The organism is Nocardiopsis sp. NPDC058789, assembly GCF_042745575.1.
Classification (GTDB): domain Bacteria; phylum Actinomycetota; class Actinomycetes; order Streptosporangiales; family Streptosporangiaceae; genus Nocardiopsis; species Nocardiopsis eucommiae.
Genome location: NZ_JBHYOW010000008.1, coordinates 176,844 through 192,757 on the forward strand (window position 1 = coordinate 176,844; position 15,914 = coordinate 192,757).

Consider the following 15,914-nt stretch of genomic DNA (forward strand, 5'->3'; position numbering starts at 1 on the left):
CGGCGCGACGCCGCGTGCCCCCTCTAGAGCTGGCTGCGGGCCAGACGCTCGGGGCTCCACCGCTCCACCGCGCGGCCCCGGCTGTCCTGGAAGTCCGGGACGGTCTCCTCCGGGTCCACCAGGATGATCCGGTGCCCCGAGTCGATGAGCTTGGCGGCCATCGCGGCGGACGTGCGGCGGGCCACCGGCAGCACCTCGTCGACCCGGCTCATGTCGAACACCACCAGGTGCGTCGAGGGCGTGTTCCCGACCAGTTCGTGCACCAGGGCCTCGATGCTGCTCAGCACCATGTCGCCCTGCAGCACGTAGACCGTCGCCGGCTCCCCGTCGACGACCTCCTTGCGGGTCTCGCGCAGGGACGAGCGCGCGGGTCTGCCGGACTCCATCAGGTGCAGGCCCAGGTCCTCCGACAGCTTCTCCATCATGACCACGCCGCGCGCGCTGTTGCCGTGGGCGTCCAGGCGCGGGGAGAACACCGCCACCCCCACCTGGCCGGGGAGCACCCCGAGGATCCCCCCGGCCACGCCGCTCTTGGCGGGGATGCCCACGCTGGTGAGCCAGTCCCCGGCCGCGTCGTACATGCCGCAGGAGGCCATCACGCTCAGCAGGTGCCGGGTGGTACGCCTGCTGAACAGCCGCTGGCCGGTGTTGGGCTGCACGCCGCCGTTGGCCAGCGTGCAGGCCATGAGCGCCAGGTCGCGCACGGTGACGTTGGCCGAGCACTGTCGGACGTACCCGGCGACGGCGGCGGCGGGATCCTGGCCCAGGCGGCCGGAGGCGTGCAGGAGGTAGGCCAGGCCGAGGTTGCGGTCCCCGGTCTCCAGCTCGGAGGCGGCCAGTCGCTCGTCGATCCGCACCGGCCGTTGGGCGAGGTCGGAGAAGAGGTCCAGGACACGGTCCACGGCGGGGCGCTGGTCGTCGCGGACGAGCGTGTGGGTGGCGATCGCCCCCGCGTTGATCATCGGGTTGCGGGGTCTGCCGGTCTCCGGGTCCAGGGAGAGTTCGTTGAAGGCCTCGCCGCTGGGTTCCACCCCGACGCGGTCCAGGACGTACTCCAGGCCGTGGTCCTCGATCGCCAGCGCGTAGGCGAAGGGTTTGGACATCGACTGGATGCTGAACTCGTGGTCCGCGTCCCCGCTCGCGTAGACGGTTCCGTTCACCGTGCACAGCGCCACCGCCACCCGGTCCGGATCGGCGGCGGCCAGTTCCGGGATGTAGTCGGCCGGGGCGCCGGAGACGACGTGGCCGGTGCTCTCGACGATGGCGTCGAGGTAGTCGAGGATCGGTGAGCGCAACAAGGGTTCCCCCGTCTTTCGGTCGGTGCCGCGATGTGCGTCGCGTCCCGACTCCTCCCCAGGCCACACCGGCGACAACCCTGCGTGTTCCGGGCGGGGTGCCCGGGCGTGAACGGGGGGTTCACGCGCGCGTCCAGGCCCTCGCGCGGACGCCGTGGGTGTTGGACGACCGGCTGGCCAGACGGTCGACGCACCGCTGGACCCATGGCCCACTTCCTCACGCCACGGCGGTGATCCGCCAGCGGTGCCCGTCGGGGTCGGTGAAGCCACCGGTGCGCGTGTTCGGTTCGGGGACGGTGACGGCCGCGCCCGCTGTTTCGGCGCGGGACAGGAGTGCGTCGAGGTCGGCGCGCGAGGCCGCGGTGTGGGTGAGGACGACTCCGGTCGGGCCCGTGCCGTGCTCGTCGACACCGACGTCCTTGGCCAGTGCGGCCCGCCGCAGCAGGCCCAGACGGGACGTGCCGGTCGCCGTGGTGAAGTCGACGAATTTGTCACCGTAGTCGTGGCGGGTCTCCATGCCCAGAGCCTCGTAGAAGCCCCGGGAGGCCTTGGGGCTGGTGACGCCAAGGTAGACGGCGGTCTCGACGGGTTCCGGAGGCTCGGGGACGGCTCCGCGGTTCTTCTTCGTGGCGGCGGCGAGCTTCCAGAGGGTCCCGTCCGGTGCCCGGAAGACGGCGGTGTACTCGCCGAAGAGTTCCTTCCTCGGAGGTTTGACCACTTCGGCACCGTGGGCGGTGGCCGTCTCCACCAGGGTCTGGACCTCGGCGGGGCGTTCGACGATCACGCTCAGTACACAGCCGCGGAAGCCCGTGGTGTTCGAGCCGGTCGCCTCGAAGGAGAGCCGACCGGTGCCGTTGAGGTCCACGACGGGGGAGTCGGCCGTCGCCCCCTCGGTGAACACGGCCGCGTGGAAGGCGCGCGCGTCCTCCGCCCGTGATGCCTCGACGGTGACGGTGTCCAGTGAGAGCGCCACTGCGCGGTCCCTTCGTTCGGTGGGTGGATCGGCGGCCTCCGGGCCCCGACCCCGACCACGTTAGGCGGCGAGTCAGGGCGCGGGCTTCTCGATTCCTGACCGACACGGCACGGAGGGGCGGTCAGGAATCGAGAAGCACCCGGGATCCGGCCTGGCTAGCCTGGAGGGCCCCGAGGCACCGTGACCAGAGGAGACACCCATGACGCAGGACACCCGCGAGGGGTCGGGAGGCTTCTCCGAACAGGAGCGCGCCGCGATGAGGCAGCGCGCCGCCGAACTGAGGAAGGAGGCCGAACGCGGGCGCGGCAACAAGGCGGCCACGGCCGAGCTCGACGTGCTCGCGAAAATAGAGGACATGGAGCCGGCCGACCGGGCGGTGGCCGAGCGGATCCACGCGATCGTCGCCGCCCACGCGCCGGAGTTGTCACCCAAGCTGTGGTACGGACAGCCCGCGTACGCGAGGAAGGGCAAGGTCGTGTGCTTCTTCCGCAGCGGGCAGGTGGACAAGGAGCGCTACTCCAGTCTCGGGTTCACCACGGAGGCCCGCCTCGATGACGAGGGAGGCCTGTGGCCCACGGCCTACGCGGTCACCGCGCTGGACGAGCGGGCGGAACTGACCATCGCCGACCTCGTGAGGAGGGCCGTGGGCTGACCCGTCCGGACGTCAGTCGGTGCGGGCGCCCAGGGCTCTGAGGAGGTAGGGGAGCAGTCGCCCGGCGATGTCCGCGCCCGGGGTGGCGGCGGTCCCGCCGCCCGCCTCCGGCGGGACCAGGAAGGTGTGGCTGACCATGGGCCCGATGATCAGCTCCGCGACCACCAGGGGATCCTCCACCTCCGGGATCTCCCCTCGCTCCACCGCCCGGTCGAGCAGGGCGAGCACCCTGCCCTGGAGCGGGATCACGAAGGCGTCGAAGAGCACGTCGGCCAGGGCCCGGTTGTGGGCGGCCTCGCCCAGGACGGCGCGCAGCAGACGGCCGGAGGTGCCCTCCAGCGCGGCGGCCTTGTCCCCGAGCAACACACCGAGGTCGGCGGTGAGGCTCCCGTGGTCGTGGTCGGGGCCCAGGTTCTCCGCCCAGGCCCGGGCGGCGCCCACCACCAGGTCCTCCTTGGAGCGCCAGCGGCGGTACAGGGTGGCGGTGGAGACACCCGCCCGACGTGCGACGGCTGCGGTGGTCAGCCCGCTGTAGCCGTGCAGTTGGAGTTCGGTGAGGGTGGCGTCCATCAGCGCGCGGTCCCGGTTGGCGTCGCGGGGTCGGCCCCGTGGGGCGGTCCCGGCGGACGTGTCCGGCAGATGGTCCGTCGTCATACTCGAATCGTATGTGACGGGGCTCTTGGAAACGAAACGTTTTCGTTTACTCTGGGGCCATGGCTCACACCAACGCCTCCGAACCGCTCACCCTCATCACCGAGATCCCCCAGATCGTGGCCCGGCTGCGCGCCACCTTCGACAGCGGCCGCACCAAGCCGCTCTCCTGGCGTCGCGCCCAGCTGCGCGCGATGCGTCGCATGCTCACGGAGGAGCGCGCCACTCTGGAGAAGGCGCTCAGCTCCGACCTGGGCAAACCCCCCGTGGAGGCGCACACGACCGAGATCGGTTTCGTGGTCAACGAGATCGACCACACCCTGAGACACCTGGCCTCGTGGCTGCGGCCGCAGCGGGTGTCGGTCCCCCTGGCCCTGGCCCCGGCCCGGGCCCGCCTCGTCCGCGAACCCCTGGGCGCGGTCCTGATCATCAGCCCCTGGAACTACCCGGTCAACCTGGCCCTGTCGCCGCTGGTCGGCGCCCTCGCGGCGGGCAACGCGGCCGTGCTCAAGCCGTCCGAGCTCTCCCCGGCGACCTCGGCCGTGCTCGCCGACCTCATCCCCCGTTACCTGGACGGCGAGGCGGTCGCGGTGGTCGAGGGCGGAGTCTCCGAGAGCACCGCTCTCCTGGAGCAGCGCTTCGACCACATCTTCTACACCGGCAACGCGGCCGTGGCCCGGATCGTCATGGCGGCGGCGGTCCGACACCTGACCCCGGTCACCCTGGAACTGGGCGGCAAGAGCCCGGCGGTGGTCGAGCCCGGCGTGGACCTGGCCACCACGGCCCGGCGCCTGGCCTGGGGAAAGTTCACCAACGCGGGACAGACCTGCGTGGCCCCGGACTACGTGCTGGCCATCGGTGACACGGCGGAGAGGCTCCAGAAGGAGCTGGCCGCCGCCATCACCGAGATGTTCGGCTCCGACCCGGCGAAGAGCGCGGACTACGGTCGCATCGTCAACGAACGCCACTTCGACCGGCTCAGCGCCCTGCTGGAGAGCGGCGAGGTCGTCGCGGGCGGGAACACCGACCGCGAGGACCTCTACATCGCCCCCACGGTGCTGGGTGACGTGGATCCGGACGCGCCGGTGATGGCCGAGGAGATCTTCGGTCCGATCCTGCCGGTTCTGCGGGTACCCGACCTCGACGCGGCGATCCGCTTCGTCAACGAACGCGACAAGCCGCTGGCGCTGTACGGGTTCACCGACTCCGAGACCACCAAGCGACGCCTGACCACCGAGACGTCCTCGGGCGCCCTGGGCTTCGGGCTGCCGATCGCGCACCTGGCCGTGCCGGACCTGCCCTTCGGCGGGGTGGGGGAGAGCGGGATGGGCGCCTACCACTCGGCGGCCTCCGTCGACACCTTCTCGCACACCAAGTCGGTCCTGGACAAGTCGCTGCTCATGGACACCATGCGGGTGGCCTACGCGCCGATCAGCCAGGTCAAGGAGCGCATCCTGCGCCGGATGCTCTGAACGGGCTACTCGGTCCGGGCGTCGGAGTACGCGGTGCCCGGTTCGAGGCGGTCCCCGAACAGCTCGCTGACGGTCACGAAGTGGTAGCCCCGCTCGGCCAGGTCGTCCAGGAGTTCGGGGACCGCCTCCACGGTGGTCTCGTGGATGTCGTGGAACAGGACGACGCTGCCGTCCCGGACCCCGTCGAGGGCGATCTCGCGCATCCGGTCGCCGTCGCGGTGCTGCCAGTCCAGGGTGTCCACGTCCCAGAGCATCATGGGGTGGGGGATCGCCTCGCGGGCGGTGTCGTCGAGGGCCCCGTAGGGCGGGCGCATGCTCCGGGGCCGCTCCCCGGTGACCTCGGCCACGGCGCGGTCGGTGCGGGCGAGGTCGTCCCTGATCCGGTCGGCGGAGAGCGTGGTGAGGTCGTCGTGCTTCCAGGTGTGGTTGCCGATCCCGTGGCCTTCCTCGGCCATGCGCCGCACCTCCTCACGGTGGTCGTCCACGCGTGAGCCGAGCAGGTAGAAGGTGGCCCTGGCGTCGTGCTCGGCCAGGATGTCCAGGAGCGCGTCGGTGTACTCGCCGGGCCCGTCGTCGAAGGTCAGGGCCACACACCGCACCGCGTCGCAGTCCGGTGCCTCCTCGGCGGGGGTGGCCGTCACCGGAGTGGCGGCTCCGATCATCAGGCCGGAGGCGAGGAGGAGGCCCCCGGCGGCGCCTGCGGCGCCCCTATGTATCAGAGAGGTAACGTTCACCCGTCGAAATTTAGACTAAACGGGCATATCGGGCAAGATCCAGCGTGTCTCCGGGCCCGAGAGTGAGGAACGACGCGTCACCCCACGACCGAGGGCCCCGGTCGCCACGTGGCGACCGGGGCCCGTGCGGACCGGTGGGTCAGTCGACCCGGGCGTCCGTGTGGGACTGGCCCGGCTTCAGGCCGTCCTCACCGAAGATCTCGCTCACGGTCACGAAGTGGAACCCGTCGGCGTGCATTCCCTCCAGCACGTCCGGGATGGCGTCGACAGTGGACTTGTGGATGTCGTGGAACAGCACCACGCTGCCCGGCTTGGACTCGTCGAGCGCGTGCTTGGTCACCGCGCCGGTGTCCCGGTTCTGCCAGTCCATCGTGTCCACGTCCCACAGGATGATGGGATGCTCGGTGGCATCGCTCACGGTGCCGTTCATCGCGCCGTAGGGCGGGCGCAGGGTGGGCGGTGCCACCCCGGTCACCTCCTGGATCGCCTCGTCCGTGCGCTTCAGGTCCTCGGCCACCCCCTCGGCGGAGAGCGTCGTGAGGTCGTCGTGCTTCCACGTGTGGTTGCCCATCTCGTGGCCCTCGGCGTGGGTGCGCTCCACGATCTCCGGGAACTCGCTCACGAGGGAGCCCATCACGTAGAAGGTGGCCCTGGCGTCGTACTCGGCCAGGTGGTCCAGGAGCTCGTCGGTGTACTCGCCGGGCCCGTCGTCGAAGGTCAGCGCCACGCACTTGAGGCGCTCGCAGTCCAGGCTGCTGCCCTCGGCGGTCAGGGTCCCGTCGAGCGGGAAGTCCTCGGGATCGGCGTTGGCGGCCACCGCCGCGCTGCGCGCGTGGTACCCCAGTTCGGAGAGGACCTCCTCGGTCTCCTCCGCCTCCACCGGCAGAAGGACCTCGCTGACCCGGCCCGCGCTCGGAACGTCCGCCGGGTCCATGCGCACGGCCAGCCCGCCCGCCGTGCTGAAGGCCAGGTCGGCCAGTGGCGAGGCGGCCCAGCGCTCGGCTGCCTCCCAGGCCTGTTCCGGGTCGCTCAGGTCGGCGTCCCCGACCGAGAGCGCCGCCCCGTCGGTCTCCTCGGTCTCCTCGGTCCCACCGGGTTCCGGGTCCCCGGATCCGGACTCCTCCTCGGAGGCCCCGGCCGGTTCGGAGGCCGCGGCCGAGACCGAGTCCGGGTCGGCCTCGGCTCGCATCGCGATCTCGCCCAGGAGCCCGGGCACCTGGTCGGCGGTCATCTGGTAGCCGTCCTGGAGCACCTGGGCCACGGCCAGGTGCGCGGCCTCCAGGGAGGCCTCGTCCCGGAAGAGCGAGGTCCAGGGCAGGACCTCGCCGGTGCCGGAGTCGTACCAGAGCGTCGAGGTCTCGCTGCCGCCACCGCGGACTCCCGAGGTGACGGCGGTGGTCCTGGCTCCGATCACGTCCCCGGAGGCGGCCAGCAGCTCCACGTCCTGGACCAGTTCGGGGCTGCCGTGATCGGGCAGCTCCTCCAGGAACGCGGTCTGGCGTTCGGCCATCGCGGTGCGGATCTCCGTCGTCAGCGGATGGGATTCGCCCAGGATGGGATAGCGGTAGCTCACCGTGCTGTGGTCGACCCGTACCGACACCGTGCGCGTGGCCAGCTTCTCCAGTGTGTCCGGAGAGAACTGGATCGCCTCGGCGTAGGGCAGGTTCTGTTCCGCGGAGTGGCAGCCCGGGACCAACAGCAGGCCCAGAGCGGCACTGACAGTGAGTTTTCGTCTCAGTGAGGTGTCAGCCACGTGGGGACCTTATCGAAACCACAGGTGCGCCAGATGACCAGCGAGCGACGGAACGTGCTCACAGAGTGATCAAATGCCCCTCTGTGGCCGGAAAGTCAGTTTTGTGGACTCGGCCCGCGCTCGGGCGTGTCACCACGGCCCTTCCGGCCACCCCGGAACCACCCGCTTCGGTCGCCCCTCAGGACTCCCGGGGGTCCTCCGAACCCGGCTCGGCGGCCGACGCCACCCGGGCCTCGGCCGCCACAACCGCCACGAGGGCCCGCGTGCGGGCCAGGGTGTCGGTGTGCTCCTCGGGGCGTTCGGTCCTGGGCAGGTGGACGTGTCCGGCCGCCACGACCGAGCCCGCCCGGTCCCTCAGCAAGGTGTTGCGGTACGCGATCTCGTTGGAGAGGTAGTCGCCACCGCCGCCCTTTCGGGCGGCCGACCCCTCGGTGGGCCCACCCGGGCGTGTCACCGGGGTGTCGCCACCCTCGGGAACCTCGGTGACCTCGGTGTTGACGACCATCGCGTCCGGCCCGGTCGTGTCGGCGACGATCCGCTCCACCGGCAGCGAGGTGCGGGTCCACTCCGGGGCCCCGGGACCGGCCACCGGCGCGCGTCCGGTACGGGAGACCCCCAGGTTGTCCTCGCCCCCGCCGCGCCACACCCCGTTCCAGACCTCCAGGTCGAACCGGTCACGTCCCCGGCTCAGCGTGATCACCGCGTCGGCCACCCCGTACTGGTCGGCCAGCGCCTCCTCCACGATCCCGGCGTCGAAGTCGCCCCAGCGCACCGGGAACACGGCGGCGCGCACCACGGCGGTGCGCTCACCCACGGGGAACGTCCACCCGTGCAGGTCCAGGGCGGCCGCCCCGGAGGGGTTCGAGCAGCCGGGGTCGGTGTCCAGTCGGAAGGGGTCGAAACCGGTGACGACGACGCGCACCCACCGGTCGCCCGGCGGGAAGTCGAGGTCGGTGATGCCCCGGGAGGCGGTCTCGAACAGGTGGAGGAGCGCGGCCCGCTCCGCCTCGGACAGGGGGAAGGAGGGCTCCCAGGCGCGCAGACGCGCACGCAGGACCAGCCGTGCCCAGTACAGGGGGCGGTCGTCGACCGGGTCGGGGCCGGTGCGGGTGGACTCCGTCCACAGCCGGGAGGCGTGGGAGGCGACCACCTCCCGGGCCTGTCCGGGGTCGGTGCTCGCGCGCAGGTCCGCGGCGAACAGGGGATCGGCGGCGCCGAAACCGGAACGCGCCAGGATCTGGCGCGCCTCCGGAAGGTCGGCGCGGGCCTCTTCGGGGGTGGTGTCGTGGTGCACGGGCCAGCTGTCTGGGTCGGGGACGGGGGAGCGGCTCCGCGATTCTAACGGTCTCCCATGACACTCCGTGCGGGAGCGGAACCCGCCTCGCACCGGCCCCGCGGCCGGTGCGGGTTCCCGGCGCGACACCCGGCGGGCCGGACGCCGGGGGTGGACCGCCGGGCCCGGAGTTGGCAAGGTGTGTGATGACCGCCTCCCCTCTCAACGGAGAGAGAACACACATGCACACTGGTGCCCTCCCCGACACCGAGGTCCTCGCCGGACGCGCGCGGACCGCCCTGGAACGGTGCGGCGTGACCCGCCTGCCCGAGTCCCTCGGGGCGCCCGGTCAGGCCCGTACTCCGATCACCGGCGGAACCCTGTTCCCCGTCGAGTTCGACACCCCCGCCTCCGCCGAGCGCGCGGTGGCCGAGGTCCACGGCTCCTTCACCTCCGCCTGGCGGGACACCCCCGCCCCGGTGCGCGGCCAGCTCGTCCACCGCCTCGGTGAGCTGCTGCGCGAGCACAAGGCCGACCTCGCGGAGCTGGTCACCCTCGAGGCGGGCAAGATCCGTTCCGAGGCCCTGGGCGAGGTCCAGGAGATGATCGACGTCTGCGACTTCGCCGTGGGCCTGTCACGTCAGCTCTACGGGAGGACCATGCCCTCGGAGCGGCCCGGCCACCGGCTGATGGAGACCTGGCACCCGCTGGGCGTGGTCGGCGTCATCACCGCCTTCAACTTCCCCGTCGCCGTGTGGTCCTGGAACACCTGTGTGGCCCTGGTGTGCGGTGACACCGTGGTGTGGAAGCCCTCCGAGCTCACCCCGCTGACCGCGCTGGGCTGTCACGGCCTGCTCATGCGCGCCGCCGCCGACGTGGGGGCGCCCGCCGACGTCCACCGGGTGGTCCTCGGCGGGGCCGAGGTCGGGGACGTACTGGTCAACGACGAGCGGGTGGCTCTGGTCTCCGCGACCGGTTCGACCGCCATGGGCCGGGCGGTCGCGCCCAAGGTGGCCGCCCGCATGGGTCGGTACCTTCTGGAGCTGGGCGGCAACAACGCCGCTGTCGTGGCGCCCTCGGCCGACCTGGACCTGGTCGTGCGCGGCAGCGTGTTCTCGGCGGCCGGGACCGCCGGACAGCGCTGCACCACGCTGCGCCGCCTGATCGTGCACGAGGACGTGGTCGACCAGGTCGTCGAGCGCGTGGTGGACGGCTACCAGCAGCTGCGGGAACGGATCGGTGACCCCTACGAGGAGGCGACCCTGGTGGGGCCGCTGGTGGGGGAGCGGGGACACACGGCCATGCGCGAGGCGCTGGAGCAGGCCCGGGCGGACGGCGGCGACGTGCTGGTGGGCGGTGAGCGGCGCCTGGAGAAGGACGCCGAGGACGCCTACTACGTCGAGCCCGCGGTGGTGCGCATGCCCGCACAGACGGAGGTCGTGCGCACGGAGACCTTCGCGCCGATCCTGTACGTCCTCACCTACCGCACCCTGGAGGAGGCGGTGGAGCTGCACAACGGGGTTCCCCAGGGGCTGTCGTCGGCCATCTTCACCCAGGACCAGGCCGAGGCGGAGCGCTTCCTCTCGGCGGCCGGGTCCGACTGCGGCATCGTCAACGTCAACATCGGCACCTCGGGCGCGGAGATCGGCGGGGCCTTCGGCGGGGAGAAGGACACCGGCGGGGGTCGGGAGTCGGGGTCGGACTCCTGGAAGGCCTACATGCGCCGGGCGACCAACACGGTGAACTACGGCGGTGAGCTGCCGCTGGCCCAGGGCGTGCGCTTCCTGTAGGAGCGCGTCGGCCGGGACGGGGCCCGGGTCCGCGGACCCGGGCCCCGTCGTGCCTTGCGCGTCCGTGGGCCCTTCACTCCAAAAGAGTTGTGGGCAACCCTGTTGTGCACAACCATTTACTGTTACCGTGATCGGGACGTCGAGGGGAGGAGCGAACATGACGGAGACCGACGGGGGCGACCCCCTCGCCCTGGACCGGCAGCTCTGCTTCTCCCTCTACACGGCCTCCCGGGCCCTGACCGGTCTCTACCGGGAGATCCTGGCCGACCTGGGACTCACCTACCCGCAGTACCTGGTCATGCTGGTGCTGTGGGAACGCGGGACCCTGCCGGTCAAGGAACTCGGTATCGCGCTCAGCCTGGACTCGGGCACGCTCTCGCCCCTGCTGCGCAGGATGGAGGGCGCCGGCCTGCTCACCCGCAGGCGCGGGCCCGAGGACGAACGGATCGTGCACGTCAGCGTCACCGACGAGGGTGGCCGCCTGCGCGAACTCGCCCGGGGGATCCCCGACCAGGTCCTGAGCGCCACCGACCTCCCGGTGAGCAGGATCGAGGAGCTCCGGGGCCTGCTCGACCACGTCACGCGCTCAGTGGCCGGAACCGCGGGCCGGACGACCGCGTCCGGTCCGGACCCGGGCAACTGAGACGTCCGCACCACCTCACCACCCCACAACGCCACACGTGGGCCCGGCGTCGCCGGGCCACAGAGAGGGATCGAACATGGCCTACAACGTTCTCTACACCGCCAACGCCAGTGTCACCGGAGAGGGCCGCAAGGGCTCGGGCAAGACCGACGACGGCCGTCTGAGCGTCGACCTCTCCGTGCCCGCGGGCGTGGGCGGCGACGACGGCCCCGGCACCAACCCCGAGCAGCTCTTCGCCGTCGGCTACGCCGCCTGCTTCCACGGCGCCCTGAAGAACGTCGCCCGCCAGGCCAAGACCAAGGTCGACGGTTCCACCATCGACTCCAAGGTGAGCCTCGGCAAGTCCGAGGAGGGCCTGGACATCGCGGTCGAGCTCATCGTCACCCTCCCCGGCCTGGAGCAGGCCGAGGCCGAGAAGCTGGTCGAGGCCGCCCACCAGATGTGCCCCTACTCCCGCGCCACGCGCGGCAACATCGAGGTCACCCTCACCACGAAGACCGCCTGAGGCCCCGAGGGGAACCAGGGTCACACGAAGCGGGGGCCGGTCACGTGAGTGACCGGCCCCCGCCGTGTTCTCCGTCGCTCCGGTCGCTAGGCCGCCGTGTCCAGCAGCAGCAACCGGTCCAGGATGTCCTGGAGGGTCACCAGACCCACCAGCTCACCCTCGTTCTCGACGAGAGCGAGGTGGCTGCGGCTGTCCCGCATGATGCCCATCGCCGCGTACATCGGCGTACCCACCGACAACGTCAGCACCGGGCGCATGAGGTCGGCCGCGGTGGTCCCGGCCGGGCTGGTCAGCGCCTCACGCACGTGCAGCACACCGACCGGTTCACCCGACTCCATCACCACCAGCCTCAGGTGCGTGGACTCGCGGGAGACCCGCTTGACCTCCTCCACCCCGGCGTCCGGCGTCACCCAGGCGATCTCCTCGCGCGGGGTGAAGTGCTCGTCCAACGGCTGGGAGTTGACCTCCAGGGCCGTGGCCAGCTGGTCCCGGCGCTCGGAGTCCAGGGCACCCGCCTTGGCGGAGTGCTCCACCAGCTCGCGCACGTCCTCCGGGTTGTGCCCGCTCACCAGCTCGTCCACCGCCTGCACACCGAAACGGTGCAGCACCCAGTTGGCCATGCCGTTGAGCATCACGATCAGCGGGCGGGTCACCCACATGAACGCCCGCATCGGGATCGCCAGCATCGTCGCCGACTTCTCCGGGTGGGAGATCGCCCAGGACTTCGGAGCCATCTCACCGATCACCAGGTGCAGGAACGTCACGATGATCAGCGAGAACGTGAACGAGAGCACGTACCCCACCGAGTCCGGCAGACCGTCGAACAACGGCTCCAGCATGTGGTGGAACGCGGGCTTGGAGATCGCGCCCAGGGCCAGGGTGGCCAGGGTGATCCCCAACTGCGAACCGGCCAGCAGCAACGACAGGTCGCGGGCGCTCTTGAGCGCCGCGCGTGCCGAGGCACTGGTGTGCGCGGCCTCCTCCAGCCGGTAGCGGCGCGCCGCCACCAGGGCGAACTCGATCGCCACGAAGAAGCCGCTCAGCGCGATGAACACCACGGTCAGCGCCATGGCCCACCACACGTTCATGTCACTCATGCCCGCACCTCCCGAGCGCCGTCCTCGACGACCTCACGCAGTCTCAGCTCCACCGTGTTGGGAACGTGCCGCTGGACCGCGTTCACGGTCAGCGTCAGCCCCATGTCGGGGTCGCCGTCATGGGCGCTGGCGGGTCGGGGCAGTGACAGCTCCACGCGGTCACCGACCTGCGGCAACCGGTGGAGTTCGTGGATGACCAGACCGCCTATGGTCTCGTAGTCACCCTCGGGCAGGTCGTGCCCGATCAGCCGCTCGACCTCGTCGATGTGCAGCGCGCCCGGAACGATGTAGCCGTTCTCCCCGTCGAGGTGGGCCGGGGCCTCCTCCTCGGGGGTGTGCTCGTCGGCGATCTCACCGACCAGCTCCTCGGCCAGGTCCTCGGTGGTGATGACCCCGGCCAGACCGCCGTACTCGTCCACCACGCAGGCGAACTCCTCGCCCGCCTCGCGCAGCTGGTCCAGCACACCCGGCAGCGGAAGCGAGGCGGGGACCATGACGGTCGCCCGCGCCACCTCGCTGACCCGGACACCGGACAGGTCGCGGTCGCCCAGCGCGAGCACGTCGCGCAGACAGATCACGCCCACGATGTCGTCCACGCCCTCACCCAGGACCGGGAAACGGGAGTGGTCGGACGCCATCAGCTCCACGACCCGGCTGACCGGGTCGCCCTCCTCCACGGTGGTCACCTCGGGACGCGGGATCATCGCGTGCCCGGCGGTGCGGTCGTGGAAGTCGAGGGTGCGGTCCAACAGGGTGGACACCTCGGCGGGAAGGTCGCCGGTCTCACGCGACTCGGCGATGATGCGTTCCAGGTCACGCGGGGTCGCCGCGTGCTGGACGTCCTCCACCGGGGTGATCTTCACCAGCTTGAGCAACCAGATCGCCGCCTGGTCGAACAGCCAGATCACCGGTCCGAAGACCTTCAGGTAGATCCCCGTGGACAGGGCCAGCCAGCGGGCCACCGGTTCGGGCCGGGCGATGGCCAGGTTCTTGGCGAAGAGCTCGCCGAACACCATCTGGACGACCGTGGAGAACAGCAGGGCCAGGAAGAGGCCGATCGCGAGGCCGGTGCCTACCGGCACGCCCGCGCCGCTGAGGAGCTCCCCGACACCCTGTCCGATCATCGGTTCGGCGACGTAGCCGACCAGAAGGGTGGTGACGGTGATGCCCAGCTGGGCACCGGAGAGCATGAAGGATGTCCGGTTGGTGATGGCCAGGGCGCGTTTCGCGCCGGCGTCACCGGCCCCGGCCCGCGACTTGAGTCGCGAGCGGTCCACGGCCATGTAACCGAACTCCTGGGCGACGAAGTAACCCGTCGCCACGGTGATCAGGAAGACCACCAGGGCACCGAAGGCGATGCTGAGGACGGTGCTGATCATCGGGCACACACCGCCTGGGTCCGCCCGTGGGCAGGGGTCCTACGAAGGTGCGCGCCCTTCGAAGAAGGGGGCTCGTCGGAGTCTGGGTCACAGCATCCCTTGGGGATGCTGCTGGTACTTCGGGACGGGTCCACTGTTCCTCTCTCTGCGCCTGTGCGCGTCGGGTGTGATTGGAGTGGTCTGTGGTTCACAGGAGGGACGTCCAGCGGGGAAGAAAGATTCCCGGGCTCAGCTTCCGACGGGCGCGTTCGCCTCGTCGTCGAAGGTGGCCCACTCGCGGCGTCGTGCCTCCGCCAGGGCGATCGACGTGGCCACGGCCACGTTCAGCGATCCGACCCGGCCGATCTGCGGGATGTAGGTGACGGCGTCCGCGCCCGTCAGCAGGGCGGGGGAGCAGCCGTGGTCCTCGGCGCCCACGGCCAGGCAGACGTCGGGCTCCAACGGCGCGGCGTGCAGCGGCACGGCGCCCTTGGCCAGCTCCACGGCGACGACCTTGTAACCGTCGGCGCGGGCGGCGGCCAGCGCCTCGGCCGTGCCGGACAGACGGGTGTGCGGGACCTTCGCGCCGGTACCCAGGGCGGTCTTGCCGACCTTGGGGTCGTCGGGGTCCGCGCTGTTACCGGTGAGCCAGAGCTGGTCCACGCCGAAGGTCGCGCAGGTGCGCAGGATCGAACCCAGGTTGTAGGGCTGGGTGACCGATTCGACGAGAAGGGCGAGACGCCCCTCGGTCCGCCTGCGCCACTGGCGGTTCAGGCGTTTGACGTCCGTGGGACGCAACTGCGTGCTCAACTGCGGTGTGTTCCTCGCGGTGTGGGCCGGGCGGTCCGGCGTGGTCGGTACAGGTTACCGGTCAGGGGTCGCGCGCGCACGCGTGACCCCTGACACATGTCGGTAAGTTCGGAAAGGGAAGTGCAGTTCGGGCGTGTTCCGGGGGCGGTCCGTGCCGTCGGCGCGGGGTCGCGGCCCGGGGCGTGGTGTGCTAGGCGGCGCGGCGCACGGCCAGGACACGGAAACCGGCCCGGGAGGCCACGCGCTCGGCGGGCAGCCCCTGGGCGTCCAGCCACTTCTGGAGGGAGTCCGAACCCAGGTGGCGCTGGACCACCAGGTGGGCGACGCCCTCGGGGGTGAGCCGGTTCAGCCAGGTGCGCAGCATCGCGTGCAGCACGTCCTTGCCCACGCGGATCGGCGGGTTCGACCAGATCGCGTCGAAGGGGCCGAGCAGGTCCTCGGCGGCGGGGGAACGGCCCTCACCCTGCTCCACGGCCAGACCGCCCTCGGGGGCGACCACACCGAACCAGGAGTTGCCGAGCCCGTGGTCGTCGGCGTTGCGCCGGGCCAGACCCACGGCCCGGGAGTTGACGTCCACCCCGAGCACCCGCGCCCCCGGGGCGCGCGAGGCCATCGTCAGCGAGATGGGCCCGTACCCGCAGCCCAGGTCGAGCAGACGGCCCTCGGCGGGCGGCGGCGGCACGCTCTCCAACAGCACCCGGGTACCGAGATCGACCCGGTCGGGTGAGAACACGCCACGGTCGGTGCGCAGGCGCAGGTGGAGATCGGGCAGGACCAGGTCGGCGGTGGAGGGCCGACTGGCGGTGCCGGGATCGGAGTCGAAGTAGTGCTGGGCCACGCCGTGACGCTACCAGGCACGGAGCACGTGACGGGACGGCAAAAACCTCACATACCACCGGGAACAAAAG

15 protein-coding genes are annotated in these 15,914 nt (G+C 71.2%); 5 read left to right on the forward strand and 10 right to left on the reverse strand.

The features are described 5' to 3' along the window. Positions 1-23: 23 nt before the first annotated feature. Together ACFW3L_RS14055 and ACFW3L_RS14060 are read right to left on the reverse strand one after the other, a co-directional pair. Positions 24-1,295, reverse strand: coding sequence for a glutaminase (locus ACFW3L_RS14055; RefSeq protein WP_378740135.1), 1,272 nt, complete (start codon positions 1,293-1,295; stop codon positions 24-26). A gap of 217 nt (positions 1,296-1,512) precedes the next feature. Beyond that, positions 1,513-2,268 (reverse strand): VOC family protein, encoded by a 756-nt coding sequence (locus tag ACFW3L_RS14060; protein ID WP_378740137.1) that lies wholly within the window; start codon positions 2,266-2,268, stop codon positions 1,513-1,515. Positions 2,269-2,467: 199 nt separating this feature from the next. Between ACFW3L_RS14060 and ACFW3L_RS14065 the strand changes: the two genes are divergently transcribed. Then, positions 2,468-2,920 (forward strand): DUF1801 domain-containing protein, encoded by a 453-nt coding sequence (locus tag ACFW3L_RS14065; RefSeq protein WP_378740139.1) that lies wholly within the window; start codon positions 2,468-2,470, stop codon positions 2,918-2,920. A 12-nt stretch (positions 2,921-2,932) separates the two neighbouring features. On the opposite strand, the gene ACFW3L_RS14070 is transcribed toward ACFW3L_RS14065, so the two are convergent. Then, complete coding sequence (locus ACFW3L_RS14070; RefSeq protein ID WP_378740141.1) at positions 2,933-3,574, reverse strand: TetR/AcrR family transcriptional regulator; 642 nt, start codon at positions 3,572-3,574, stop codon at positions 2,933-2,935. A 59-nt stretch (positions 3,575-3,633) separates the two neighbouring features. Between ACFW3L_RS14070 and ACFW3L_RS14075 the strand changes: the two genes are divergently transcribed. After that, positions 3,634-5,043, forward strand: coding sequence for an aldehyde dehydrogenase family protein (locus tag ACFW3L_RS14075; protein WP_378740143.1), 1,410 nt, complete (start codon positions 3,634-3,636; stop codon positions 5,041-5,043). Between the two features lie 5 nt (positions 5,044-5,048). Here ACFW3L_RS14075 and ACFW3L_RS14080 read toward each other — a convergent pair whose 3' ends face one another. The 3 genes from ACFW3L_RS14080 to ACFW3L_RS14090 all read right to left on the reverse strand — a co-directional run bounded on the left by ACFW3L_RS14080 (position 5,049) and on the right by ACFW3L_RS14090 (position 8,824). Then, on the reverse strand, positions 5,049-5,777 hold the full coding sequence (locus tag ACFW3L_RS14080) for a polysaccharide deacetylase family protein (RefSeq protein ID WP_378740145.1): 729 nt from the start codon (positions 5,775-5,777) through the stop codon (positions 5,049-5,051). Positions 5,778-5,916: 139 nt separating this feature from the next. After that, a complete protein-coding gene (locus ACFW3L_RS14085) occupies positions 5,917-7,530 on the reverse strand; it encodes a polysaccharide deacetylase family protein (RefSeq protein WP_378740147.1) in 1,614 nt (537 codons plus the stop codon). A 178-nt stretch (positions 7,531-7,708) separates the two neighbouring features. Further along, complete coding sequence (locus ACFW3L_RS14090) at positions 7,709-8,824, reverse strand: pyroglutamyl peptidase (RefSeq protein WP_378740149.1); 1,116 nt, start codon at positions 8,822-8,824, stop codon at positions 7,709-7,711. Between the two features lie 221 nt (positions 8,825-9,045). On the opposite strand from ACFW3L_RS14090, the gene ACFW3L_RS14095 reads away from it, so the two are divergent. The 3 genes from ACFW3L_RS14095 to ACFW3L_RS14105 all read left to right on the forward strand — a co-directional run bounded on the left by ACFW3L_RS14095 (position 9,046) and on the right by ACFW3L_RS14105 (position 11,741). Then, complete coding sequence (locus tag ACFW3L_RS14095) at positions 9,046-10,593, forward strand: aldehyde dehydrogenase family protein (RefSeq protein ID WP_378740151.1); 1,548 nt, start codon at positions 9,046-9,048, stop codon at positions 10,591-10,593. A 157-nt stretch (positions 10,594-10,750) separates the two neighbouring features. Continuing rightward, a complete protein-coding gene (locus ACFW3L_RS14100; RefSeq protein ID WP_378740153.1) occupies positions 10,751-11,236 on the forward strand; it encodes a MarR family winged helix-turn-helix transcriptional regulator in 486 nt (161 codons plus the stop codon). Positions 11,237-11,312: 76 nt separating this feature from the next. After that, positions 11,313-11,741 (forward strand): organic hydroperoxide resistance protein, encoded by a 429-nt coding sequence (locus ACFW3L_RS14105; RefSeq protein ID WP_378740155.1) that lies wholly within the window; start codon positions 11,313-11,315, stop codon positions 11,739-11,741. Between the two features lie 86 nt (positions 11,742-11,827). Here the strand turns inward: ACFW3L_RS14105 and ACFW3L_RS14110 are convergent, their stop codons facing one another. From ACFW3L_RS14110 to ACFW3L_RS14125, 4 genes are all read right to left on the reverse strand, one after another. Continuing rightward, the gene (locus ACFW3L_RS14110) at positions 11,828-12,838 is read right to left on the reverse strand and encodes a hemolysin family protein (protein WP_378740157.1); all 1,011 of its coding nucleotides are present in this window, start codon (positions 12,836-12,838) and stop codon (positions 11,828-11,830) included. Next, positions 12,835-14,217: a hemolysin family protein gene (locus ACFW3L_RS14115; RefSeq protein WP_378740160.1), complete on the reverse strand. Its 1,383-nt coding sequence runs from the start codon at positions 14,215-14,217 to the stop codon at positions 12,835-12,837. The genes ACFW3L_RS14110 and ACFW3L_RS14115 overlap by 4 nt, the downstream gene beginning before the upstream one ends. A gap of 228 nt (positions 14,218-14,445) precedes the next feature. Continuing rightward, on the reverse strand, positions 14,446-15,006 hold the full coding sequence (locus ACFW3L_RS14120; RefSeq protein ID WP_378740163.1) for a TrmH family RNA methyltransferase: 561 nt from the start codon (positions 15,004-15,006) through the stop codon (positions 14,446-14,448). A gap of 190 nt (positions 15,007-15,196) precedes the next feature. Then, positions 15,197-15,844 carry a class I SAM-dependent methyltransferase gene (locus tag ACFW3L_RS14125; RefSeq protein WP_378740166.1) on the reverse strand — a complete coding sequence of 216 codons (648 nt, stop codon included), beginning with the start codon at positions 15,842-15,844 and terminating at the stop codon, positions 15,197-15,199. Between the last annotated feature and the right edge of the window lie 70 nt (positions 15,845-15,914).

What these genes read in the sequence shown, in the direction of transcription:
- ACFW3L_RS14070 (WP_378740141.1), bottom strand. Translation starts at nt 3,574, where the DNA reads ATGACGACGGACCATCTGCCGGACACGTCCGCCGGGACCGCCCCACGG.
- ACFW3L_RS14095 (WP_378740151.1), top strand. Translation starts at nt 9,046, where the DNA reads ATGCACACTGGTGCCCTCCCCGACACCGAGGTCCTCGCCGGACGCGCG.
- ACFW3L_RS14065 (WP_378740139.1), top strand. Translation starts at nt 2,468, where the DNA reads ATGACGCAGGACACCCGCGAGGGGTCGGGAGGCTTCTCCGAACAGGAG.
- ACFW3L_RS14110 (WP_378740157.1), bottom strand. Translation starts at nt 12,838, where the DNA reads ATGAGTGACATGAACGTGTGGTGGGCCATGGCGCTGACCGTGGTGTTC.
- ACFW3L_RS14105 (WP_378740155.1), top strand. Translation starts at nt 11,313, where the DNA reads ATGGCCTACAACGTTCTCTACACCGCCAACGCCAGTGTCACCGGAGAG.
- ACFW3L_RS14100 (WP_378740153.1), top strand. Translation starts at nt 10,751, where the DNA reads ATGACGGAGACCGACGGGGGCGACCCCCTCGCCCTGGACCGGCAGCTC.
- ACFW3L_RS14075 (WP_378740143.1), top strand. Translation starts at nt 3,634, where the DNA reads ATGGCTCACACCAACGCCTCCGAACCGCTCACCCTCATCACCGAGATC.
- ACFW3L_RS14115 (WP_378740160.1), bottom strand. Translation starts at nt 14,217, where the DNA reads ATGATCAGCACCGTCCTCAGCATCGCCTTCGGTGCCCTGGTGGTCTTC.